General features: G+C 69.1%; 21 protein-coding genes and 1 riboswitch. Of the genes, 4 read left to right on the plus strand and 17 right to left on the minus strand.

The window, feature by feature from the left end; all coding sequences use genetic code 11:
• Positions 1-29 precede the first annotated feature (29 nt).
• The 9 genes from CK240_RS04685 to xdhA form a co-directional block, all read right to left on the minus strand.
• Positions 30-794, minus strand: coding sequence for a thiazole synthase (locus tag CK240_RS04685; protein ID WP_095639155.1), 765 nt, complete (start codon positions 792-794; stop codon positions 30-32).
• A gap of 1 nt (position 795) precedes the next feature.
• On the minus strand, positions 796-993 hold the full coding sequence (gene thiS, locus CK240_RS04690; RefSeq protein WP_095639156.1) for a sulfur carrier protein ThiS: 198 nt from the start codon (positions 991-993) through the stop codon (positions 796-798).
• Positions 971-1,960 carry a glycine oxidase ThiO gene (gene thiO, locus CK240_RS04695; protein WP_095639157.1) on the minus strand — a complete coding sequence of 330 codons (990 nt, stop codon included), beginning with the start codon at positions 1,958-1,960 and terminating at the stop codon, positions 971-973. Before thiO ends, thiS begins: the two co-directional genes overlap by 23 nt.
• Positions 1,957-2,751: a bifunctional hydroxymethylpyrimidine kinase/phosphomethylpyrimidine kinase gene (gene thiD, locus CK240_RS04700; RefSeq protein ID WP_095639158.1), complete on the minus strand. Its 795-nt coding sequence runs from the start codon at positions 2,749-2,751 to the stop codon at positions 1,957-1,959. Before thiD ends, thiO begins: the two co-directional genes overlap by 4 nt.
• Positions 2,752-2,796: 45 nt before the next feature.
• Positions 2,797-2,901, minus strand: a riboswitch (TPP riboswitch).
• 83 nt (positions 2,902-2,984) lie between these two features.
• Complete coding sequence (locus CK240_RS04705) at positions 2,985-4,418, minus strand: Glu/Leu/Phe/Val family dehydrogenase (protein ID WP_240517280.1); 1,434 nt, start codon at positions 4,416-4,418, stop codon at positions 2,985-2,987.
• Between the two features lie 113 nt (positions 4,419-4,531).
• Positions 4,532-5,830 carry a guanine deaminase gene (gene guaD, locus CK240_RS04710; RefSeq protein ID WP_095639159.1) on the minus strand — a complete coding sequence of 433 codons (1,299 nt, stop codon included), beginning with the start codon at positions 5,828-5,830 and terminating at the stop codon, positions 4,532-4,534.
• Positions 5,831-5,843: 13 nt separating this feature from the next.
• Positions 5,844-6,572 carry a xanthine dehydrogenase accessory protein XdhC gene (xdhC, locus tag CK240_RS04715; protein ID WP_095639160.1) on the minus strand — a complete coding sequence of 243 codons (729 nt, stop codon included), beginning with the start codon at positions 6,570-6,572 and terminating at the stop codon, positions 5,844-5,846.
• Positions 6,569-8,908: a xanthine dehydrogenase molybdopterin binding subunit gene (gene xdhB / locus CK240_RS04720; RefSeq protein ID WP_095639161.1), complete on the minus strand. Its 2,340-nt coding sequence runs from the start codon at positions 8,906-8,908 to the stop codon at positions 6,569-6,571. The genes xdhC and xdhB overlap by 4 nt, the downstream gene beginning before the upstream one ends.
• Before the next feature lie 3 nt (positions 8,909-8,911).
• Entirely contained in the window at positions 8,912-10,351 is a 1,440-nt protein-coding gene (gene xdhA, locus CK240_RS04725) for a xanthine dehydrogenase small subunit (protein ID WP_095639162.1), read from the minus strand.
• Positions 10,352-10,459: 108 nt separating this feature from the next.
• Here xdhA and CK240_RS04730 point away from each other — a divergent pair, with 108 nt between their 5' ends.
• On the plus strand, positions 10,460-11,356 hold the full coding sequence (locus CK240_RS04730) for a LysR family transcriptional regulator (RefSeq protein WP_095639163.1): 897 nt from the start codon (positions 10,460-10,462) through the stop codon (positions 11,354-11,356).
• Between the two features lie 199 nt (positions 11,357-11,555).
• Here the strand turns inward: CK240_RS04730 and CK240_RS04735 are convergent, their stop codons facing one another.
• Both CK240_RS04735 and uraH read right to left on the minus strand, forming a co-directional pair.
• Positions 11,556-12,779 carry a urate hydroxylase PuuD gene (locus CK240_RS04735; protein ID WP_095639164.1) on the minus strand — a complete coding sequence of 408 codons (1,224 nt, stop codon included), beginning with the start codon at positions 12,777-12,779 and terminating at the stop codon, positions 11,556-11,558.
• 1 nt (position 12,780) lies between these two features.
• A complete protein-coding gene (gene uraH, locus CK240_RS04740; protein ID WP_095639165.1) occupies positions 12,781-13,128 on the minus strand; it encodes a hydroxyisourate hydrolase in 348 nt (115 codons plus the stop codon).
• 109 nt (positions 13,129-13,237) lie between these two features.
• Here uraH and CK240_RS04745 point away from each other — a divergent pair, with 109 nt between their 5' ends.
• Positions 13,238-13,726 carry an ureidoglycolate lyase gene (locus tag CK240_RS04745; protein ID WP_095639166.1) on the plus strand — a complete coding sequence of 163 codons (489 nt, stop codon included), beginning with the start codon at positions 13,238-13,240 and terminating at the stop codon, positions 13,724-13,726.
• Here CK240_RS04745 and rbsK read toward each other — a convergent pair.
• From rbsK to CK240_RS04760, 3 genes are all read right to left on the minus strand, one after another.
• Positions 13,702-14,634 carry a ribokinase gene (gene rbsK, locus CK240_RS04750; RefSeq protein WP_095639167.1) on the minus strand — a complete coding sequence of 311 codons (933 nt, stop codon included), beginning with the start codon at positions 14,632-14,634 and terminating at the stop codon, positions 13,702-13,704. The two genes, CK240_RS04745 and rbsK, sit on opposite strands and share 25 nt — an antisense overlap.
• A gap of 128 nt (positions 14,635-14,762) precedes the next feature.
• Positions 14,763-15,764: an SDR family oxidoreductase gene (locus CK240_RS04755; RefSeq protein WP_095639168.1), complete on the minus strand. Its 1,002-nt coding sequence runs from the start codon at positions 15,762-15,764 to the stop codon at positions 14,763-14,765.
• A gap of 2 nt (positions 15,765-15,766) precedes the next feature.
• Positions 15,767-16,117, minus strand: a complete 351-nt coding sequence (locus CK240_RS04760) for an SPW repeat domain-containing protein (RefSeq protein ID WP_095639169.1) — start codon at positions 16,115-16,117, stop codon at positions 15,767-15,769.
• Positions 16,118-16,317: 200 nt separating this feature from the next.
• Here CK240_RS04760 and CK240_RS04765 point away from each other — a divergent pair, with 200 nt between their 5' ends.
• Both CK240_RS04765 and CK240_RS04770 read left to right on the plus strand, forming a co-directional pair.
• Positions 16,318-16,842: a YciE/YciF ferroxidase family protein gene (locus tag CK240_RS04765; protein WP_095639170.1), complete on the plus strand. Its 525-nt coding sequence runs from the start codon at positions 16,318-16,320 to the stop codon at positions 16,840-16,842.
• A 257-nt stretch (positions 16,843-17,099) separates the two neighbouring features.
• Positions 17,100-17,726, plus strand: coding sequence for an SOS response-associated peptidase (locus tag CK240_RS04770; RefSeq protein ID WP_095639171.1), 627 nt, complete (start codon positions 17,100-17,102; stop codon positions 17,724-17,726).
• Between the two features lie 18 nt (positions 17,727-17,744).
• Here the strand turns inward: CK240_RS04770 and CK240_RS04775 are convergent, their stop codons facing one another.
• Genes CK240_RS04775 through CK240_RS04785 form a run of 3 tightly spaced genes read right to left on the minus strand, consistent with a single transcriptional unit; the run spans position 17,745 to position 20,792 of the window.
• Positions 17,745-19,079 (minus strand): glutamine synthetase family protein, encoded by a 1,335-nt coding sequence (locus CK240_RS04775; protein WP_095639172.1) that lies wholly within the window; start codon positions 19,077-19,079, stop codon positions 17,745-17,747.
• 4 nt (positions 19,080-19,083) lie between these two features.
• Positions 19,084-19,911: an ABC transporter permease gene (locus CK240_RS04780; RefSeq protein WP_095639173.1), complete on the minus strand. Its 828-nt coding sequence runs from the start codon at positions 19,909-19,911 to the stop codon at positions 19,084-19,086.
• Positions 19,908-20,792, minus strand: a complete 885-nt coding sequence (locus CK240_RS04785; RefSeq protein WP_095639174.1) for an ABC transporter permease subunit — start codon at positions 20,790-20,792, stop codon at positions 19,908-19,910. The genes CK240_RS04780 and CK240_RS04785 overlap by 4 nt, the downstream gene beginning before the upstream one ends.
• Positions 20,793-20,796: the final 4 nt, after the last annotated feature.

Here is a 20,796-nt window from a genome sequence, read left to right on the forward strand (position 1 = left end):
CCGTCCGGGCCTCGCCGGAAACGCGCGGCTCATTGCAGAAACGCCTTGCCGATCACGGGGGTCGAGGGCGTGGCCATCTCCCGCGGCTCGATGGGGTCCGACAGATAGGCCGCGCGACCCGCGTCCAGCGCCTGCGCCATCGCGCGGGCCATCGTCACCGGGTCGCCCGCCTTGGCGACGGCGGTGTTCAGAAGCACGGCGTCGAAGCCAAGCTCCATGGCCGCCGCCGCGTGGCTGGGCCGGCCGATGCCCGCGTCGATCACCATGGGCACGTCGCGGAACGCCGCCCGCAGCGCCTTGAGGCCCAGCAGGTTGTTCAGCCCCAGACCCGACCCGATGGGCGCACCCCAGGGCATCAGGACCTCGCATCCCGCGCGCAGCAACTGGTCGCAGACAGACAGGTCCTCGGTGCAATAGGGAAAAACCTTGAACCCCTGCGCGCACAGCTCGCGCGCGGCCTCGACCAGCCCGAAGACGTCGGGCGCCAGCAGGTCGCCGTGGCCGATGACCTCCAGCTTGATCCAGTTCGTCCGCAGCAGCTCGCGCGCCATCTGCGCCGTGGTCACCGCTTCCTTCACGCTGTGGCAGCCGGCGGTGTTGGGCAGAAGGACCACGCCCAGGCCCTCGATCAGCCGCAGGAAGTCCTGCCCCCCGCCGGATTCGCGCCTCAGGGACACGGTGGCCACGCCCGCGCCCGAGGCGCTGAAGGCCGCGGCAAGGATCGCGGGGCTGGGATACTGCGCCGTGCCCAGCATCATGGGCGAGCTGACCTGAGTGCCGTAGAATAGGGGCATCCTACCCTCCCTGCATGGGTGCGACGATTTCCAGCGAATCACCCGGCGACAAGGCCGTGGCGGCGCGCGCATCGGCGGGCACGAAGATCCCGTTCAGCGCCGTTGCGACCCTGGCTTCGGAAAGCTCAAGCGCGGCAAGCGCCTCGGCCAGCGTCGTGGCGTGGATTTCCTGCGGGTCACCGTTGATCGTCAGTTTCATGCCAGAACTCCGGTTTTTCGCCCGTCTCGACATGATCAGCCAACTGCCGCGCGAGTGCTGGCGCAAGCAGATAACCATGGCGATAAAGGCCATTCGCATAAATCCGTCCGGCCGCGCGGCCGATCCGGGGCAGGTTGTCGGGAAATGCCGGGCGCGCCTCGGCCCCCAGTTCCAGGATCTCGGCCTCTCCGAAGGCCGGGTTCAGCGCATAGGCCGCGCTGAGCAGCTCCAGCACGGACCGCGCCGTGACCACGCCGCGCCGGTCGCTTTCGATCATCGTCGCGCCCAGCATGAACAGGCCCTCGCCGCGCGGGACCAGGTAGATCGGCACGCGCGGGTGCAGCAGGCGGACGGGACGCGCAAGCGTCACCTCGGGGCAGCGCAGCACCAGCATCTCGCCGCGCACGCCGCGCAACTCGGGCAGGATGTCGCGGGCGGCAAGGCCCCGGCAGTCGATGACCTGGCCCGCGTCGTCGGGCGGCCCGGCCGTCACGCCGATGCCGCGCCCGGCCAGCCCGGCCTGCAGCGCGGCCAGCGCGGCGCGGGGGTCCAGGTGCGCCTCGGCGGGGAAGAACAGCGCGCGGTCGAAACGCCCGGCCAGATCCGGTTCCAGTTCGGCCACGCGGTTGCCGCCGATGACGTCGTAGCCTTGGGTCCGGCGGGCGAAGCGGTCCAGTTCCGCCCGGTCCCGGCCCAGCGCCACGACCAGCGTGCCGTTGCGGCTGACGCCGCCCGCATGGCGGTCCCACCAGTCGATCGAAGCCTGACCGTGACGCAGCACGGGCTCCTCGGCGCTTTCGAATTCGCAGAACGGGGCGAGCATCCCGCCCGCCCACCAGGAACAGCCGTGCCCGCCGGGGCCCAGCGCGGGATCGACCAGCGTGACGGCATGACCCCGCGTGGCAAGCTCGGTCGCCGTGGCAAGGCCCAGGACGCCGGCGCCGAGGATGGTGACGGCCGCGCTCATTCCCGCCACCATTGGTGGAAGTGGTGGACCGGGCCGTGACCCGAGCCGACTCGCAGCCGGTCGGCGGCGGCAATGGCGCCCTGCAGCCAGCCATGCGCGCGCGCTACCGCCTCGGGCACGGGCAGGCCCTGCGCCAGCCCGGCCGCGATGGCCGAGGACAGCGAGCAGCCGGTGCCATGCGTGTTCCCCGTCTCGATCCGGGGGGCCGAGAAGCTGCGCGTCGCGGGCCCAATCAGCAGGTCGGTGCAGACCGGGCCCTCGGCATGACCGCCCTTCATCAGCACCCAGCCCGTGCCCAGCTTGCACAGCGCGCGGCCCTGCACCTCGGCCTCGGTCGGGTCTGCGGCGACCATGCGGGACAGAAGCCGCGCCGCCTCGGGCAGGTTCGGTGTCAGGACCGTGGCGCGGGGGATCAGCAATTCGCGCATCGCGTCGATGGCGTCGTCCTGGATCAGCCGGTCGCCGGACTTGGCGATCATCACCGGGTCCAGCACCAGGGGCACGGCACGCCCTTCCAGCGCCTCGGCCACGGCCCTTGTCGCCTCGGCCGTGCCCAGCATCCCGATCTTGACCGCGCCGATGCCGAGGTCGTCGAAGACCGCATCCACCTGCGCGCGGATCATGGCGGCCGAGACGCCTTCCACGCGGGTCACGGCGCGGGTGTTCTGCGCGGTGATGGCGGTCAGGACGCTGGCGCCATAGACGCCCAGCGCCGAGAATGTCTTGAGATCGGCCTGGATGCCGGCCCCGCCGCCGCTGTCGGACCCCGCGATGGTCAGCGCGATCGCCATGTCTTCCCCCACTAAAGCCGGCATGGGGGAACATCAGGCCACGGTCGCGCGGCACTGCCCGTTCCCTTCGCCGGCATGACCCGGATCAGGTTCGATGGGTGCTGTGCCTTGCACATCTCAGCCCCGCACGGGGCGCCCCAACGAGCGTCGAGTGCGACTATAGGTGCCCGCCACGGCAAGGCAACCTTATTCTTGGAACAGGGCGCGCCGGGGGCCGCGCGCCCCGGCCGGGCCTACAGTCCCAGCGCGTCGTAGCTGGCCGCGATGCGGCGGATGGCCACGATATAGGCCGCGATCCTCAGGTCCGGCACGCGCGAGTCGCTGGCCAGCACCGTCACCATCTGCTGGAAGGCCGCCCGCATCGTGTCGTCGAGGCCCGAGCGCACTAGTTCCAGTTCATCCGCGCCGCGCAGGTATTTCTGCTTGAAGCCGTGGGACAGCGCGCCCTTCAGCCCCGTCTCGGCGGCAAGCCGTTCCAGTTCGTTCACCAGCAGGGCGTGGCGGGCTTCCTCCTGCCGCCGCTCCAGCCGGCCGAAGCTGATCTGCTGCAGGTTCTTGACCCATTCGAAATAGCTGACCGTCACCCCGCCCGCGTTGGCGTAAAGGTCGGGGACGATGACCACGCCGCGGTTGCGCAGGATCTCGTCGGCCTCGGCGGTGACGGGGCCGTTCGCGGCTTCGACGATCAGCCGGGCGCGGATGGCGCCGGCGTTGCCGACATGGATCACGGCCTCCATCGCCGCCGGGATCAGGATGTCGCAATCCAGTTCCAGCGCACGGGCCGAGTTCGGCTCGAACGTCGCGCCGGGGAAGTCCCTGACCCCGCCCGTCACGCGCAGGTGCGCCTGCAGGGCGGCAATGTCCAGGCCCGCCTCGTTCATCACCGCGCCGTCGCGCTCGGCCACGGCGACGATCTTCGCGCCGTCCTCGGTGGACAGGAACTGCGCCGCGTGGAAACCCACGTTGCCCAGGCCCTGCACCACGATCCGCTGCCCCTCGAGGCTGCCCGACAGCCCGGCGCGCGCCAGCACCTCAGGGGTGCGGAAAACCTCGCGCAGGGCATATTGCACACCGCGCCCCGTGGCCTCGACCCGGCCCGCGATGCCGCCCAGCCGCAGCGGCTTGCCGGTGACGCAGGCGCGCGCGTTGATGTCCTCGGGGTGCAGGCGCTTGTAGGCGTCGGCCATCCAGGCCATCTCGCGCTCGCCCGTGCCCATGTCGGGGGCGGGCACGTTCTGGCTGGGCGAGATCAGGCTGCGCCGCGACAGCTCGTAGGTGAAGCGGCGGGTGATCTTCTCAAGCTCGTCCTCCTCCCACTGGCGGGGGTCCAGCGTCAGCCCGCCCTTCGAGCCGCCGAAGGGCAGTTCCACCAGCGAGCACTTGTAGGTCATCAGCGCGGCCAGCGCCTCGACCTCGTCCTGGTTCACGTTGGCGGCATAGCGGATGCCCCCCTTGACCGGCTCGTGGTGTTCGGAATGGACCGACCGGTAGCCGGTGAAGGTGTGGATCTGCCCGCGCAGCCGCACCCCGAAGCGGACCACATAGGTCGAATTGCAGACGCGGATCTTCTCCTCGAGCCCCGGCTCGAGGTCCATCAGCTGCGCGGCCTGCGTGAACATCCGGTCCACCGAGTCGCGGAACGAGGCGTGCATGAGCGGGGCGTTCATCGGGGCGTCCTTCTGAGGGGCGCCTGCCGGCGCCGGGCCATGTGCTGCCCGAAGCTTAGGCAGTTCGGGCGCCCTGCGTCCACGACCGAGCGACGTTCCGCCGGTTCGGCTGGTCAGTTCGCCGGACGCATCCCCGGCTTCATCGGCCGGCCCGCGACATAGGTTTCCACGACGGCCCGGTCGTCGCCCATGACCTGCAGGATGAACAGTTCCTGCATCAGCGAGTCCACCTTGTCGTGGCGCAGCCGCATCGCCTGGGTCGCGCGGGGGTCCAGCACCACAAGGTCCGCGAAGCGGCCTGGCTGGACGCTTCCGACCCGGTCCTCGATCCCCAGCGCCACGGCATTGCCGCGCGTGGCCCAGTGGAAGGCCGCAAGCGGGTGCATCCGCTGGCCGCGCATCTGGGCGATCTTGTAGGCCTCGGCCAGTGTCGCCAGCATCGACCAGTTGGTGCCGCCGCCGATGTCGGTGGCGACGCCGGTGACGATGCCCGCGTCCCGCATCCCCCGGTCGTCGAACAGCCCCGATCCGAGAAACAGGTTCGAGGTCGGGCAGTGGATCGCCCGCGTTCCCGTTTCGGCCATCCGCGCGATCTCGCGGTCGTTCATGTGGATCGCGTGGCCCATCAGGCTGCGCGGCCCCAGCAGGCCGAAGCGGTCGTAGATGTCGAGGTAGTCCTGCGCCTCGGGGTAAAGCTGCATGGTCAGCTCGATCTCGGCGCGGTTCTCGTTCAGGTGCGTCTGGACCGCGAGACCGGGGTTCTCGGCAGCCAGCGTGCCCGCCGCGCGCAACTGCCCGGGCGTCGAGGTGATCGCGAAGCGCGGCGTGATGACATATTCCAGCCGCCCGCGCCCGTGCCAGCGGTCGATCAGCGCGCGGCTGTCGTCATAGGAGGCTTGCGCCGTGTCCAGCACCGCGTCGGGCGCGTTGCGGTCCATCATGACCTTGCCCGCCAGCATCGCCATGCCCCGCACCTCGGCCGCCGTGAACAGCGCCTCGGCGCTTTCGCGGTGGACGGAACAGAAGGCGCTGGCGGTGGTGGTGCCGTTCAGCAGCAGCTGGTCCAGGAAGGCCTCGGCCATGCGGGCGGCATGGGCCGGGTCGCGGTATTGCGCCTCGATGGGGAAGGTGTGGTCGTTCAGCCAGTCCAGAAGCTGCGCGGCCCAGGCCGCCACGACCTGCACCTGCGGGAAATGGATATGCGGATCGATGAAGCCCGCCATGATGATATGCGGGCGGTGATCGATTTCCCGTGCCTCGGGGTCGCGGGTGTCGGCGTAGTCGCCCACGGCAAGGATGCGGCCGTCCTCGACCAGGATCGCCCCGTTCTCCCAGAAGCGGTGGCTGTCGGCGGTCTCGGCCGGGTCGGCGTGAAAGCTCAGCACGCGGCCGCGCAGAAGGGTCTTTGTCATGGGGGCTTTCGGTTCAGGCGGTTGCGTGGGCCGGGTGGCAGGCCAGCAGGGTAGCCATGATCTCGGCTGCCGTGAAGGCGGCGATGACCTCGGGGCGCTTGTCGCGGACGGTGCCGCCGATGGGGCAGGTCAGCGGCCCGGTGGCGATGCCGCGCGACCTGGCAAAGCGCGCGAAGGTGGTGCGCTTGGTGGCGCTGCCGATCATGCCGACATAGGCCGCGTCGCCGCGCGCCAGCGCCTCGGCCGCGATCAGGAAATCCAGCGCGTGGTCGTGGGTCAGGATCACATAGGCCGAACCCGGCGAGGCGCGGCGGACCTCGGCCTCGGGCAGGGGGGTCAATTCCCCCGGCACCTCCGGCGCCAGCGACAGTTCCGCCGCGCGCTGGTCGATCAGCCGCACCTGCACGGGCAGCGGCAGCAGGGCGCGGGCGAGCGCGCGCCCCACATGGCCCGCGCCGAAGATCAGGACCGAGGGTTCGGGCGCCGCCGGGGTGGCCGGTTCCCGGTCCAGCGTCAGTTCCACCCGGCCGCCGCAGCACTGGCCGATCTCGGGGCCGAGGGGCACGTCCATCACGGCGCGGTCCTCGCCCCGCGCCAGCATCTGCCGCGCGCGGTCGATGGCCAGGTATTCCAGTTGCCCGCCGCCGATGGTGCCGGTCACGGCCTCGGGGCCGACCATCATCTCGGCCCCTTCCTCGCGAGGGGTCGAGCCGCGCGCGCGCGTGATGCGGACGCGGATCATCCGCCGCTCAGGGCCAGCGGCCCGCCCCGCAGCCGTTCGACGGCCATCAAGACCCGTTCCGGCGTGGCGGGGGCATCCAGTCGCGGGCATTCGCGGTAATCCGCGACCGAGGCGACGGCGTGGCCGATCGCCTCGAAGACCGAGATGCCCAGCATGAAGGGCGGCTCGCCCACGGCCTTGGACCGCTTGATCGTGCGTTCCTTGTTCTCGGACCACTCGGCCAGCTTCACGTTGAAGACCTTGGGCCGATCGGACGCCAGCGGGATCTTGTAGGTGGACGGCGCGTGGGTCCGCAGCCGGCCTTCCTTGTCCCACCACAGCTCCTCGCTGGTCAGCCAGCCGGTGCCCTGCACGAAGGCGCCTTCCACCTGACCCTTGTCCAGCGCCGGGTTGATCGACCGCCCCACGTCATGCAGCACGTCCGCGCGCTCAATCACGTATTCGCCGGTCAGCGTGTCGACCGAGACCTCGGAACAGGCCGCGCCATAGGCGTAGTAGTAGAACGGCCGCCCGCGTCCCTCGGCCCGGTTCCAGTGGATCTTGGGCGTGGCATAGAAGCCGGCCGCCCAAAGCTGGACGCGGGACAGGTAGGCCATCTCGATGACCTTGCTGAAGGGGATCGTCTCGTCGCGCACGACCACGTGGTCCGGGACGAAGCGGATCTCCTCGGGCGTGGCGTCCTTGGCAGCGCAGAGGAACTCGACCAGCCGACGCTTGATCTGGTTAGCCGCATCCAGCGCCGCCATGCCGTTCAGGTCGGTCCCGGACGAGGCCGCCGTGGCCGAGGTGTTCGGCACCTTTTCGGTCGTGGTCTTGGTGACCTTGATGCGGTCCAGCCCGACGTTGAAGGCCTCGGCCACGACCTGCGCGATCTTGGTGTGCAGGCCCTGGCCCATCTCGCAGCCGCCGTGGTTCAGCTGGATCGAGCCGTCGGTGTAGATGTGGACCAGCGCGCCCGCCTGGTTGAAATGCGTGGCGGTGAAGCTGATGCCGAACTTGACCGGCGTCAGCGCGATGCCCTTGCGGATCGGGCCGCCCGCCGCCTGCATCCGGGCGTTCCAGTCCAGCACCGCCTGACGGCGGCGGGCATAGTCGCAGGACTCCTCAAGCTCTGCGAGGAGGCGCGGCAGGATCATGTCCTCGACCGGCTGGTGATAGGGGGTCAGCTGCCCGTTGCGGTAAAGGTTCGCCTTGCGGACGGCCAGCGTGTCCTGGCCGGTGGCATAGGCGATCTCCTCGATGATCCGCTCGGCCACGATGACGCCCTGCGGGCCGCCGAAGCCCCGGAAGGCGGTGTTCGACACCGTGTTCGTGCGCAGGGGATGCGAGCGGACCTCGACATCGGGATAGAAATAGGCGTTGTCCGCGTGGAACAGCGCCCGGTCCGTCACGGCCATGCTGAGGTCGGCCGAGAAGCCGCAGCGAGCGTACCAGTCGCCCTCGACGGCCAGGATGCGGCCCGCCTCGTCGAAGCCCACGCTGTAGTCCACGACGAAGTCATGGCGCTTGCCGGTGGCGATCATGTCGTCGTCGCGGTCGGGCCGCAGCTTGACGGCGCGGTGCCATTTCTTGGCGGCGATGGCGGCCACGCAGCAGAACAGGTTCATCTGCGTTTCCTTGCCGCCGAAGCCGCCACCCATCCGGCGCACGTTCACGACGACGGCGTTCGCGGGCACGCCCAGCGCGTGCGCCACCATGTGCTGCACCTCGGTCGGATGCTGGGTCGAGGTGAAGATCACCACCTCGTCGTCCTCGCCCGGGATCGCCAGCGCGATCTGGGTTTCGAGGTAGAAGTGGTCCTGCCCGCCGATGGTGAAGCGGCCGTCGATCCGGCGCGGCGCCTTCGGCAGCGCGGCCTGGGGGTCCCCCCGGCGCAGGGTCATGCCAGGGACCGCCAGCTCTCCGCCCGCGTCCAGCGCGGTCAGGGGGTCCAGCACATGGGGCAGGGGCTCATAGTCGATCTTCGCCAGCCGTGCCGCGCGGCGGGCCTGTTCGCGCGTTTCGGCGATCACGGCAAACACCGGCTGGCCGTGGAACATGACCATCCCGTCGGCGAGGATCGGGTCGTCGTTCTTCCCGATGGGGCTGACGTCGTTCTTGCCGGGAACGTCGGCTGCGGTCATCACGTCGATCACGCCCGGCGCCGCGCGAACCGCATCGAGGTTCATGGACAGGATGCGTCCGTGCGCGACGGTGGACAGGCCCAGATAGGCGTGCAGGGCCCCCTGCGGCAGCACCAGGTCGTCGGTGTAGTCGGCCCGGCCGGTGACGTGCTTTTCCGCCGATTCATGCGGCGTTTCGGGCGTGACGGGCGGGGCGAGCGTTTCGTGCTTCATGGCTTATTCCCCCACGGCGCGGTTCAGGCGCACCGGGACTTCCTGTCCCGAATGTTCAAGCCAGAACCGGCGGAAGAAGTTGGCGGCGACCGCATGGCGATAGTCGGCGGTCGCCCGGAAATCGGTGAGCGGGGTGAAGTCGTTCTTCACGGCGCAGGCCGCGGCCTCGAAAGTGGCGGCGGTGAAGGGCCGGCCCTCCAGCGCGGCCTCGGCCTGGACCGCGCGGGCGGGGATGCCCGCCATGCCGCCGAAGGCGACGCGGGCGCTGGCGATGATGCCGTTCTCGACGGCGATGCGGAAGCCCGCCGAGATGGCCGAGATGTCGGCGGACTGGCGCTTGGACATCTTGTAGGCGGCGATCAGGGCACGGCCCTTGCGGGGGATGATCACGGTTTCCACGAACTCGCCCGGGCGGCGGTCCTGCCGGCCGTATTCGAGGAAGAACTCCTCCAGCGGCAGTTCGCGCCGCGCGTCGCCCAGGCGCAGGACGATGCGCGCGCCCAGCGCGATCAGCAGGGGCGGCGTTTCCCCGATGGGCGAGCCGTTGGCGATGTTGCCGCCGATGGTGCCCGCGTTGCGGATCTGCCAGCCGCCGATGCGGAGGAAATAGTCCTCGACCTCGGGGAAGTGTTCGTCGATCACGGGGGCGAACTCGGAATAGGTCACGCCCGCGCCGATGCGGATCTCGTCCGCGCTGACCTCGATCCCTTTCATCAGGTGGCCGATGAACACGCCCGGAGAGATCGGGCGCAGCTGCTTGGTCACCCACAGTCCCACGTCCGTGGCCCCGGCGACGATGGTGGCCTGCGGGTGCTGGACCAGCACGCGGGCGAGGTCGTCCGTGTCGGCGGGCAGGATGGCGCGTTCCCCGCCCCGGCTGACATCCGCCCCCGCGGGCATGGCGGCAAGCTTCGCTGCGACCTCGGCGCGTTCCAGCGTCAGGAAATCCTGCAACTGCCCGCCCGCTTGGCCTGCGGCCAGTGCCGCCCTGACGATCGGCTCGTAGCCCGTGCAGCGGCACAGGTTCCCCTGCAGCGCGGTCTCGATCTGGACCACGTCGGGGTTCTCGTGCGTCATCCACAGCCCGTAAAGCGCCATGACGAAGCCCGGCGTGCAGAAGCCGCACTGGCTGCCGTGATGTTCCACCATCGCGGCCTGGATCGGGTGCAGCCCGCCGTCCGGGCCGCGCAGATGCTCGATGGTGACGACGTGGCAGCGGTGGCAGGCGGCGAGGAAGCGGATGCAGGCGTTCACCGGCTCATAGACCATCGCGCCGTCGTGCAGGCGCCCGACCAGCACCGTGCAGGCGCCGCAGTCGCCCTCGGCGCAGCCTTCCTTGGTGCCGGTGAGGCCCCGGCCGAGGCGCAGGAAATCCAGCAGCGTGTCGCCGGGACCGGCCTCGGTCAGCTGGATTTCGGTGTCGTTCAGAAGAAAACGGATCATGTGGGTGACGCCTTCGCGTGGGTGGCGCACAGAATGACGCAACTTCGCGCTTGCACAAAACGCCGTGGCACGTGAACAGTTTACGCCGTTTATGAAGAATACGCCGTGATGTCCTATCTGGAAAGCCTCAGGGTCTTCGTGCGCGTGGTCGAGCTGGGCTCGATCACGGCGGGCGGGCGCGACATGAGGCTGTCGCCCGCCGCCGCCTCGACCCGCATCCGCGACCTCGAGGCGAAGTTCGGCGCGCGGCTGCTGAACCGCACCACGCGGACCCTGACCCCGACCGAGATCGGGCAGGTGCTTTACGAGAATGCGCGCCGGGTTCTGGTGGCGCTGGACGAGGCCGAGGCGGCGGTGGCGAGCCACTCGGGCACGCCGCAGGGCGCGCTGCGCGTGGCGGCGCCGCTAGGCGCGGGGCGGCGGCTGGTCGCGCCGCTGGTGCCGCGCTTCGTCGCCGAGACCCCCGAGGTGCAGGTGCGGCTGCGCCTGTCCGACCGGGCGGTGAACATCGTCGAGGACGGGATCGACATGGCCTTCTACCTGGGCCAGCCCGAGGACTCGACGCTGATCCGACGCAAGATCGCGGATTGCCCGCGCGTGCTGGTGGCCGCGCCGTCCTACCTTGCGCAGCACGGGGCGCCCGAGGCGGCCGACGACCTCAAGCGCCACAACTGCCTGCTGCTGCGCTTTCCGCGCTCGCCCGAGTATTTCTGGATGCTGCAGACGCCGGAGGGGCCGAAGAAGCTGGCCGTCGCCGGAGCCTTCGATTCCGATGACGGCGAGGTGCTGACCTCATGGGCGCTGGGCGGGGCGGGGATCGCCAACCGCCCCCGCTACGAGGTGGCCGAGGCCTTGGCGGACGGGCGTCTGGTCGAACTGCTGCCCGACACGCCGCCGGTTGCCGCCGAGTTCGGCGTGCTGACCCCGCACCGCGAGTTGCAGGACCCGAAGGTGCGGCTGTTCATCGAGTTCGCGGCGCGCGAGTTGAAAGGGTCGCTGGGGTAAAGGGTCTTCGCCCCCGCCGCCTCGCGGACGGCTCGCCCCGCAGGGCATCTGGGTCGGGAAGAGGCATCGGGTTCTTCGTGGCCCAAGCACCCTTCGGGCTTCCGAGCGCCCGGAAAACGGCTCCGGGACCGTTTTCAGCGGGAAAGGCCGCGGCAGCGGCGATGGGGGGCCGAAAGCCCCCCGGCTTGCCGGGGCGGGATCACCCCCGCCCGGCGCTGTCGAACCAGGCGCGCAGGGTGGCGCGCTCCTCGGGCTCGATATAGCTGACGTTGCCGGGCGGCATGGCGTCGGTCAGGCCGGCCTGAAGGAAGATCTCGCGGGCGTGGCGGGCGATCTGCGCGTCGGTTTCCAGAACGACGCGCTTGGGGGCGGTGGCGAGCCCTTCCCACCCCGGCTCGGCCGCGTGGCACATCGAGCAGCGGCCCGCGACGATGTCGCGGACAGCCTCGAAATGCGGGTCGGCGGTCAGGCGGGCCTCGCGGGCGGTCAGGGCCGCCTCCTCGCCTTCAAGCCGCTGGGTGCCCAGCGAGGACAGCCAGACGATCCCGAGGAACAGCGCCGCGGTTGCGGCCCAGGTCCACCAGGGCTTGGGCTTGCCCGCGTGGGACGTGTTGAAGAAGTGCCGGATGGTCACGCCCATCAGGAACACCAGCGCCGCGATCAGCCAGTTGTAGCGGCTCGCGAAGGCCAGCGGATAATGGTTCGACAGCATCAGGAACACGACCGGCAGGGTCAGGTAGTTGTTGTGCGTCGAGCGCAGCTTGGCGATCTTGCCGTATTTCGGATCGGGCGTGCGGCCCGCCTTGAGATCGGCCACGACGATCCGCTGGTTCGGGATGATGATCATGGCGACGTTCGCGGTCATGATCGTCGCCGTGAAGGCGCCCAGATGCAGCAGCGCCGCGCGGCCCGTGAAGACCTGGTCATAGCCCCAGGCCATGACGACCAGCAGCGCAAACAGCAGCAGCATCAGCGTGGTCGGGTTCTCGCCCAGCCGGCTCTTGCACAGGCGGTCGTAGATCACCCAGCCGATCCCCAGCGACAGCGCCGAGATCAGGATGGCCGCCCATGTGGACAGTTCCACCTTGGCCGGGTCGATCAGGTAAAGCTCGGCCTGCGCCCAGTAGAGCACCATCAGCATGGCGGCGCCCGACAGCCAGGTGGAATAGCTTTCCCACTTGAACCAGGTCAGGTGCTCGGGCAGCCGCTCGGGCGCGACCAGGTACTTGGTGATGTGGTAGAAGCCGCCGCCGTGGACCTGCCATTCCTCGCCATGCGCCTTTTCCGGCAGGCCGGGGGCCTTCCGCAGGCTGAGGTCCAGCGCGATGAAGTAGAAGGACGACCCGATCCAGGCGATGGCGGTGATGACATGGACCCAGCGGATCGCGAAGGCCGCCCAGTCGTGAAGGATGATGCCGTCCATCTCAGCTTCCCCGATAAGTGGAATAGCCGTAGGGCGAGACCAGCAGCGGGACGTGGTAATGGTCGTCCTCGGCCATGCCGAAGCGGATCGGCACCTCGTCCAGGAAGCGCGGCGCGGGGGCATCCTCGTCGATGTCCAGCCATGCGCCGACATGGAAGACCAGCTCGTAGCGGCCGGTCCTGAACTCGGCCTCGGGCAGGATCGGCCCATCGGTGCGGCCGTCCGCGTTGGTGATCACCTCGCGCAGCTGGCGCCGTTCGCCGTCCAGCGCGTAGAGCGTGATGCGCATCCCTGCCGCCGGGCGTCCCCGCGCGGTGTCCAGCACATGGGTCGTCAGATATCCGGCCATTGGCCCCCCGTTCATCTTTGCTGCTGCCGTGATAGGGCAGGTTCACCGGCGCTGGACAGTGGGCTAGACCACATTCAGCTTATCGTTTCGCAGAAGAATGAGGGAAGCGATGAACGACGACTGCATCATCCGGGCCGAGCCGCTGACGGCCGAAGCCTTCGCGCCGTGGGGCGAAGTGCTGGAAACCTCGGGTGAGCCCGACCGCATCATCAACGAGGGCCGCTGCGGCCGCTGGCACGAACAGGGGCGCCTGGATGTCGAGGGGCGGGCCGGGATCTCGATCTTCCGGTCGCAGTCCGTGCGGCTGCCCTACGCCTTCCGGCTGGTCGAACGGCATCCGCTGGGCTCTCAGGCCTTCCTGCCGATGACCGAGCATCCCTTCCTGGTGATCGTCGCGCCGGACGAGGGCGGGACGCCGGGCCGCCCCCGCGCCTTCGTGACCGCGCCGGGGCAGGCGATCAACCTCGCGCGCGGCGCCTGGCACGGGGTGCTGACTCCGCTGGCCGATCCGGGGCTGTTCGCGGTGGTGGACCGCTGCGCCGAGGGGCCGAACCTTCAGGAATACCGCTGGGATCAGGACTGGACGGTGGTCGCCTGAAAACCGGCGAACTCCTCGGCCGAGGCATATGAACCCTGCGCGCCGGGCTTTGTCACTGACAGCGCGGCGTAGCCTGCGGCCTGCCTCAGCGCCTGCTCGGGCGCCTCGCCGGCGGCGAGGAAATGGGCAAAGGCGCCGATGAAGGCGTCGCCCGCGCCGGTCGTGTCCACGGGCCGGACGCGGATCGCGGGGATCGCTTTCACGCCTTGCGCCGTCACCAGCCGGGCGCCGCGCGCGCCCAGCGTCACCACGACATTGGCGATCCCATGGAACAGAAGGCCCTGCGCGGCGGCGGCAATCTCCTCCTCGGTCGTGACGGGCAGACCGGTCAGCATGGAAAGCTCGCTCTCGTTGGGGCAGAACCACGCAAGGCCCTTCAGCTGCGCCAGGTCCAGCCCGGGCGCGGCGGGCGCAGGGTTCAGGATTGCGGGCACGCCCAGCCGCGCGGCAACCCTGATCGCGTGATAGACCGTCTCAAGCGGCACCTCGAGCTGCAGCAGGATCAGGTCGCAGCGGGCCAGATCATCCGCCGCCGCGTCCACGTCGGCGGGCGACAGGGTGCCGTTGGCCCCGGCCACGATGACGATCACGTTCTCGCCCGAGGGGTCCACGAAGATCGAGGCCACGCCGTTGGCCGTTCCCCTTGACACCCGCGCATGGGCCAGGTCGATGCCGTGGCTTCCAAGGTTCTGCAGCACCTCGCGCCCAAAGGAATCCTCGCCCACGCGCGTGACCATCGTCACTTGCGATCCCAGCCGCGCCGCCGCCACCGCCTGGTTCGCGCCCTTGCCGCCGAAGCCGGTGGCAAAATGCGCGCCCGCCAGCGTCTCGCCGGGGCCCGGCATTCGCGGCACGTTGGTCACAAGGTCGACGTTGTTCGACCCGATCACCGCGATCCGTCCGGCCATGCACGATCCTTTCTGCGCTGTCCCTGCGCCCCTTGGAGCGCCTGCCGGATCAAACCGCAACAGCCCGGGATCGTCAAAGCCGCACTGAACGGCCGCCCTTGCAGGACGGCCGCAATGGTTTCCGCCACTCAGCGGCGGCGCAGCACCAGGTAGCCCAGCGAACCCAGCACGGTGGCGGCCACGACCGAGGCGGTCACGGGGCTGTTCATGGCGGCCTCGGCGATCGGCGCGGTCGGGCGCTTGCTGCCGTCCTCGCCCCGGACCCGCGCCTCGCCGCCGCCTTCCCGCAGGTTGCCCGGCGAGTTCGCGGTTTCCTCGCCCAGTTGCGCTTCGAACATCACGGTCTCGCTGATGCGGTCCATCAGGCGCGGGGCGACATTGGCAAGGCCCACCGTCAGCGGGGCGTTCGCGCTGATGAAGGAATCCCGCACCGGATGCTGGGCCGCGTTCAGGATCGCGCGGGCAACGCGCGAGGGGTCCGTGACCGGCGGCGGCAGCTTGGGCCTGCGGCCGGTGTAGTTCCGCACCTTGTCGGGCAGGGGCGTCCCCGACGACCAGGGCTTGATCAGCGTGACCGAGATCGGCGCCCCGCGATGCTCAAGCTCCATCCGCAGGGCGTCGGTGAAGCCTTTGACGGCGTGCTTGGACGCCGAATAGATGCCCTGCAACGGGATGGCGCGGTCGGACCCGACGCTGCCCATGTTGATCAGCGCGCCGCCGCCCGCCGCTTCCAGGTGCGGGATGGCCACCATCGAGCCGTTGACGAGGCCCCAGAAGTTCACCTCGAACAGCTGGCGCATGTCCTCCTCGGGGACCTGCTCCAGCGTGCCCCAGATCCCGACGCCGGCGTTGTTGACCCAGGTGTCGATGCGCCCGAAGCGTTCCACGGCCAGGCGCGCCAGCCGTTCCAGGTCGGACCGCTGCGTGACGTCGGTGGCGACGACCAGCGCCTCGCCCCCGCCGGCGATGATTTCCTGCGCGATCTCCTGCAGGGCCGCGCCGCTGCGGGCGGCCAGCACGACCTTGGCGCCGCGCCGCGCGGCCATCAGGGCGGTCTCGGCCCCGAAGCCGCTGGACGCGCCGGTGATGACGATGACCTGTTTCGACAAGGGTTTCAGCTTCACGGCCATGATCACACCATCCGCGCAGGCGTGCGACGCGTCAGCATCGGCACGACGATTTCCACAAGGCCCACCAGCAGGTGCGGCCACCAGATCAGCCCGGCAAAGCCGAACAGCCAGGGCGAGACCGCCAGCAGCGCACCGCTGACCATGTCCATCCCCAGGTGAACCCGCAGCGGTATGGCGCGCGAGATGCTGAGTTCGTAGTCGGTGAACAGGCTCATCGCGATGGTCATCGCGCCCAGAAGCTGCGGCAGCCACTGCTCGATCCCGCCGGTGGCGAAGCCGAAAAGATATGGCGCGGCAAGAAGCAGCGCGCCGGTCGCATAGTCGAGGATGCCATGCGTTCGGGTGTCTATCATCGTGCGGGTGCCTCATGCGGTAATTTCGGGCGAAACGACAGGCGGCAGTCGTTCGATCCGGCAGGCCGTCACGGTCTTATCATTTTTTAACCACAAGCGGCGGCACCCGGGAGGGCGTCAGGAACTTACCCGTCGCAACCCTGGGCCGCGGCCTTTGCGCGCCTCGGGCATGTGCCGACCAACACATTCAGGAGCTTCTCATGGCCACCCCGAAAACCCTTGAAGATGCGTTCAACAATGGCCTCAAGGACGTCCTTTACGCCGAGCGCACCTCGGTCCGCGCGCTGAAGAAGGCCGCCAAGGCCGCCCAGAACGACGAGCTGCGCCAGGCGCTGGAACAGCACGCGCAGGAAAGCGAAGGCCAGATCGAGCGTCTTCAGCAGGTCTTCGAGATCATCGGCAAGGCGGCGCGCGGCAAGACCTGCGAAAGCATCCAGGGCCTGAACGCCGAGCTTGAGGATCATCTCGAGGAGTTCAAGGACAGCGAGGCCGCCGACGCCGTCCTGATCGCCGGCGCCCAGGCGATGGAGCATTACGAGATCGCCCGCTACGGCACCCTGCGCACCTGGGCCCAGCAACTGGGCCTGGAGGACGCCGCCCGCCTGCTGGAGGAAACGCTGAAAGAGGAAAAGCGCACCGACGAACTGCTGAGCCAGATCGCCGAGCGCGCCAACCAGCAGGCCGACCAGGGTGAGGGCGAACTGCAGTCCGAAGGCGGCGAGTAGATAGAAGAAGGCGAAGGTGGCGAGGGCCGGGAGTAATCCTGCCGGAGCCTGACCCCTCGGGCGTCGCCTTTGGCGCCTGAACCTTCGCTTCAACATTCGGAATAGCCCAAGGCAGGCCGCGGCGCCATCGCGTCGCGGCTTTGCCATTTCGGAGGCGCGGTGCAGCGGTCCGAAGGGTCGCGCCCTCATGCATCCGGGACAGCGGTTGCGCGTTGGCAAGGCGGGCGCCCCTTGGGCGCGACGGAAGGACGACGACCTTGTGCAATCTTTACAGCCACACGCGGGCGGTGGACGCCATCCGCCAGCTTTTCCCCGGCCAGCCGTTCCAGAACCATGCAGGCAACCTGGAAGGCGGGCAGGTTTATCCCGACCAGCGCGGCCCGATCCTGCGCCATGCGGACGAGGGGCTGGAACTGGCCCTGTCACGCTGGGGGCTTCCGTCCCCGCCTTCGGTCCTGAAGACGGAACGAGACCCGGGCGTCACCAACGTGCGCAACACCGGCTCGCCCCACTGGCGGCGCTGGCTGGCGCCCGCGCACCGCTGCCTTGTGCCGCTGACCTCGTTCGCCGAGCACGCCAGGGGCGGCAACCAGTGGTTCGCGCCGGCAGAGGAGGACAGGCCCATGTTCTTCGCCGGGCTCGAGGTGCGCGGCTGGCGGTCTGTCCGCAAGGTGAAGGACGGAGAGACGACGGATGACCTTTACGCCTTCCTCACCTGCCCGCCGAACGCAGAGGTCGGCGCGGTCCATCCCAAGGCCATGCCCGTGATCCTGACCACCCCCGAGGAGTGGAACAGATGGCTGACCGCGCCCTTCGAGCAGGCCCGCGCGTTGCAGCGCCCCCTGCCGGACGGGGCGCTGCGCCTGGTCGAGGGGCCGCTGTAGCGGCCCGCCCGCCACCCGTCAGACCGTGTCGAGATACAGCTCGATCGTTTCGGCGTCCGACAGTTCAGCCATGTAGTGCAGTTCCTGCCGCTTGGTCATCAGCAGATTCTCGATCAGGTGCTGCGGGAAGATGCGCTTGATGTCGGGGCAGCGTCCGAAGCAGTCGATCGCTTCCGCCCAGGTGCCCGGCAGCTGTTCCAGATCGTGGTCATAGGCGTTGCCGGTGATCGGGGGCGGGCAGTCCAGCCGGTCCTCGATCCCGTTCAGCGCGGCCCCCAGGATGGCCGCGACCGTCAGGTAGGGGTTCACGTCGCCGCCCGGCGTCCGATGCTCGATCCGCCGCGCCTTGGGATGCGAGGACGGAATGCGGATCGCCGAGGTGCGGTTCTCATAGGCCCAGCCGATCCCGGTCGGCGCATGAGCGTTCGGCACCAGCCGGTCATAGCTGTTCTCGTGCGGGGCGAACAGCAGCGTGGACCCCGGCATCGCCCGCAGGCAGCCCGCGACGGCATGGCGCAGCCTGTCCGATCCTGCCTCGGTGCCGTCGTCGAAGATGTTGTTCCCCTCGGCGTCCAGGATCGAGAAATGCATGTGCATCCCGTTGCCGTTGAACAGGTCGTAGGGCTTGGCCATGAACGACCCGGCGAAGCCGAAGCGGCGGGCGATTCCCTTGACCAGCATCTTGAACAGCCACGCGTCGTCCGCCGCCTTCAGCGGGTCGGGCTGGTGCATCAGGTTGATCTCGAACTGCCCCGGAGCTGCTTCCGAGATCGCGGTATCGGCGGGAATGTCCATCGCCTCGCAGCCGTCGTAAAGCTGCGTGAAGAAGCGGTCGAAGGCGTCAAGCGCGCGCAGGGACAGCGTTTCCGCCCCGGTGCGCCGCTTGCCGGACCGGGGCGAGGGCGGCACCTGCAATTCGCCGAACTTGCTGTCGTCGATCAGGAAGAACTCCAGCTCGGTCGCGACGACCGGCGTCAGCCCGGCGGCCTTGTAGCGGTCCACGACGCGGGCCAGCGCCTGACGCGGGCAGCCGTCGTAGCGCCGCCCGTCGGGGTGGAACATCCACAAGGGAAGCAGCCCCGTGGGCGCGTCCAGCCACGGCATCGGCATGAAGCCGCGCTCGGTCGGCATGAGCAGCCCGTCGGGGTCGCCCGCCTGGAAGACCAGGGGGCTGTCCTCGACGTCCTCGCCCCAGATGTCCATGTTCAGCACGGAATAAGGGAACTTGGTCCCTTCCGTCAGCAGCTTGTCGGCAAAGCGTGCGGGCACCCGTTTGCCGCGCGCGACGCCGTTCAGATCGGACGCCGCCACGCGGATCGTCTTGACCTCAGGGTGTTCCCTCAGCCAGTCCATGATGTCACCTGAAAAGATTGGGCCGATAGCGCAGCGGCTTCGCCGCGCCCGGCAGATGGCGGTTCAGCCGCCGGTTGACGACCCCGAAAAGCCCGATCAGGCACAGGGTCAGGAGGATGAAGTAGCCCGCCACGATCGGGTAGGCCACGAACGGATTGAAGGTCTTGTCGGCGAAATAGCTGGCGTAATAGAGGCTGTCGCCCATCTGCTGGATCGCCGGAAAGGCCGAGAAGAAGACCAGCGTCGTGGCGTGGAACAGGAAGATCGCCTCGTTGGTATAGGCGGGCCAGGCCAGCCGCATCATCGTCGGCCAGACGATGCGGCGGAACCGCTTCCAGCCGGTCATGCCATAGGCGTCGGCGGCTTCGAGGTCGCCCTTGGGGACGTTCATCAGCGCCCCGTGGAAGATCTCGGCCGAATAGGCGGCGGTGTTCAGGGTCAGGACGATCAGGGCCCCTGCCCAGGCGCGGGTCAGCCAGCCGGTCGAAAGGCTCAGGCCGAACAGCTGCACCCCGTCGCGCGGCAGCAGGACCAGCGCCGAATAGGCGAGAAAGAACTGGATAAACAGGGGGCTGCCCCGGAAGACGAAGATGAAGCCGTTCGCCGGGCAGCGCAGCCAGGGATTGCGGCTGGCCTTGGCCAGCGCCAGCCCGTTCGCCAGCACAAAGCCGAACGTCAGCGACAACGCCACGAAATACAGGTTCCAGATCAGCCCCGAGCCGATCAGCGTGAATTGCTGGCACAGCGTGAAGTCGGTGCGCGGCAGCAGCCGCTCGCCGATCCCGATGGACCGCAGGCCATAGTCCGCGATGGTTTGCAGGCACTGGTTCATGCGGTGGTGCCCGCCTTGCGGATGGCCTCGCCGGCCATGGTGGCCTGTCCGCGCGACAGGCGCGCCGCCATCCGGTCGATGATCCGCTGCGAAACCCAGGTCATCCCGAGGTAGAAGCCCAGCAGCGCCAGGAAATACCACACGCGCCAGTCGCCATGCGGATAGGCGTAGGTCGATGTCTTGGACCCGCCGAGTTCGCGCGCCCAGTAGACGATGTCCTCGACCCCCAGCAGGAACAGGAGCGGCGTGGCCTTGATCAGGATCATCCACAGGTTCGACAGGCCGGGCAGGGCATAGGTCCACATCTGCGGGATCAGGATGCGCCGGTCGATCTGGCGCGGGGTCATGCCATAGGCCTCGGCCGTTTCAAGCTGGGCGCGGGGCACGGCGCCCATCGCCCCGTAAAGGACGTTGGCCGCGAAGGCCCCGAAGACAAAGGCGAAGGCCGCCACGGCCAAGGCGATGCCGTAAAGGTCGTGGACCCATTCGGGGCTTGTGGACAGCGGCATCTTGGCGGCGGCGCAGACCACGAACTCGTTGCCCTGCCGGACGGGAACGGACGGATCGCACAGCACGCGCGAGCGCAGCCACTCGATCCCCTGGTCCAGCGCGATGGGCACGAAAAGGAAGAACACCACGTCCGGCACGCCGCGCACGATGGCGGCATAGGTGCGCCCGATCCAGCGCAGCGGCGCCACGGGCGAACGCGCGGCCAGCGCCCCCAAAAAGCCCAGCAGCAGCGCCGCGGGCGCGGTCACCGCCAGCAGCCCCAGCACCGTGCCGAAGGACGCATAGAACAGCATGTGCGTCCCCGAGGTGAGGTAGCACAGCATCCAGGCTAGCCCTTCAAGGGCCTTGGGGTCGGCACACATGGCGAACATGGTG

Origin of the sequence: Paracoccus salipaludis (assembly GCF_002287065.1) — a bacterium.
Lineage (GTDB): Bacteria > Pseudomonadota > Alphaproteobacteria > Rhodobacterales > Rhodobacteraceae > Paracoccus > Paracoccus salipaludis.

Excerpts from the sequence above, each read along its gene's own strand:
- CK240_RS04685 (WP_095639155.1), bottom strand. The coding sequence starts at position 794 with ATGCCCCTATTCTACGGCACTCAGGTCAGCTCGCCCATGATGCTGGGC.
- thiS (WP_095639156.1), bottom strand. The coding sequence starts at position 993 with ATGAAACTGACGATCAACGGTGACCCGCAGGAAATCCACGCCACGACG.
- thiO (WP_095639157.1), bottom strand. The coding sequence starts at position 1,960 with ATGAGCGCGGCCGTCACCATCCTCGGCGCCGGCGTCCTGGGCCTTGCC.
- thiD (WP_095639158.1), bottom strand. The coding sequence starts at position 2,751 with ATGGCGATCGCGCTGACCATCGCGGGGTCCGACAGCGGCGGCGGGGCC.
- CK240_RS04705 (WP_240517280.1), bottom strand. The coding sequence starts at position 4,418 with ATGAACGCCCCGCTCATGCACGCCTCGTTCCGCGACTCGGTGGACCGG.
- guaD (WP_095639159.1), bottom strand. The coding sequence starts at position 5,830 with ATGACAAAGACCCTTCTGCGCGGCCGCGTGCTGAGCTTTCACGCCGAC.
- xdhC (WP_095639160.1), bottom strand. The coding sequence starts at position 6,572 with ATGATCCGCGTCCGCATCACGCGCGCGCGCGGCTCGACCCCTCGCGAG.
- xdhB (WP_095639161.1), bottom strand. The coding sequence starts at position 8,908 with ATGAAGCACGAAACGCTCGCCCCGCCCGTCACGCCCGAAACGCCGCAT.
- xdhA (WP_095639162.1), bottom strand. The coding sequence starts at position 10,351 with ATGATCCGTTTTCTTCTGAACGACACCGAAATCCAGCTGACCGAGGCC.
- CK240_RS04730 (WP_095639163.1), top strand. The coding sequence starts at position 10,460 with ATGTCCTATCTGGAAAGCCTCAGGGTCTTCGTGCGCGTGGTCGAGCTG.
- CK240_RS04735 (WP_095639164.1), bottom strand. The coding sequence starts at position 12,779 with ATGGACGGCATCATCCTTCACGACTGGGCGGCCTTCGCGATCCGCTGG.
- uraH (WP_095639165.1), bottom strand. The coding sequence starts at position 13,128 with ATGGCCGGATATCTGACGACCCATGTGCTGGACACCGCGCGGGGACGC.
- CK240_RS04745 (WP_095639166.1), top strand. The coding sequence starts at position 13,238 with ATGAACGACGACTGCATCATCCGGGCCGAGCCGCTGACGGCCGAAGCC.
- rbsK (WP_095639167.1), bottom strand. The coding sequence starts at position 14,634 with ATGGCCGGACGGATCGCGGTGATCGGGTCGAACAACGTCGACCTTGTG.
- CK240_RS04755 (WP_095639168.1), bottom strand. The coding sequence starts at position 15,764 with ATGGCCGTGAAGCTGAAACCCTTGTCGAAACAGGTCATCGTCATCACC.
- CK240_RS04760 (WP_095639169.1), bottom strand. The coding sequence starts at position 16,117 with ATGATAGACACCCGAACGCATGGCATCCTCGACTATGCGACCGGCGCG.
- CK240_RS04765 (WP_095639170.1), top strand. The coding sequence starts at position 16,318 with ATGGCCACCCCGAAAACCCTTGAAGATGCGTTCAACAATGGCCTCAAG.
- CK240_RS04775 (WP_095639172.1), bottom strand. The coding sequence starts at position 19,079 with ATGGACTGGCTGAGGGAACACCCTGAGGTCAAGACGATCCGCGTGGCG.
- CK240_RS04780 (WP_095639173.1), bottom strand. The coding sequence starts at position 19,911 with ATGAACCAGTGCCTGCAAACCATCGCGGACTATGGCCTGCGGTCCATC.
- CK240_RS04785 (WP_095639174.1), bottom strand. The coding sequence starts at position 20,792 with ATGTTCGCCATGTGTGCCGACCCCAAGGCCCTTGAAGGGCTAGCCTGG.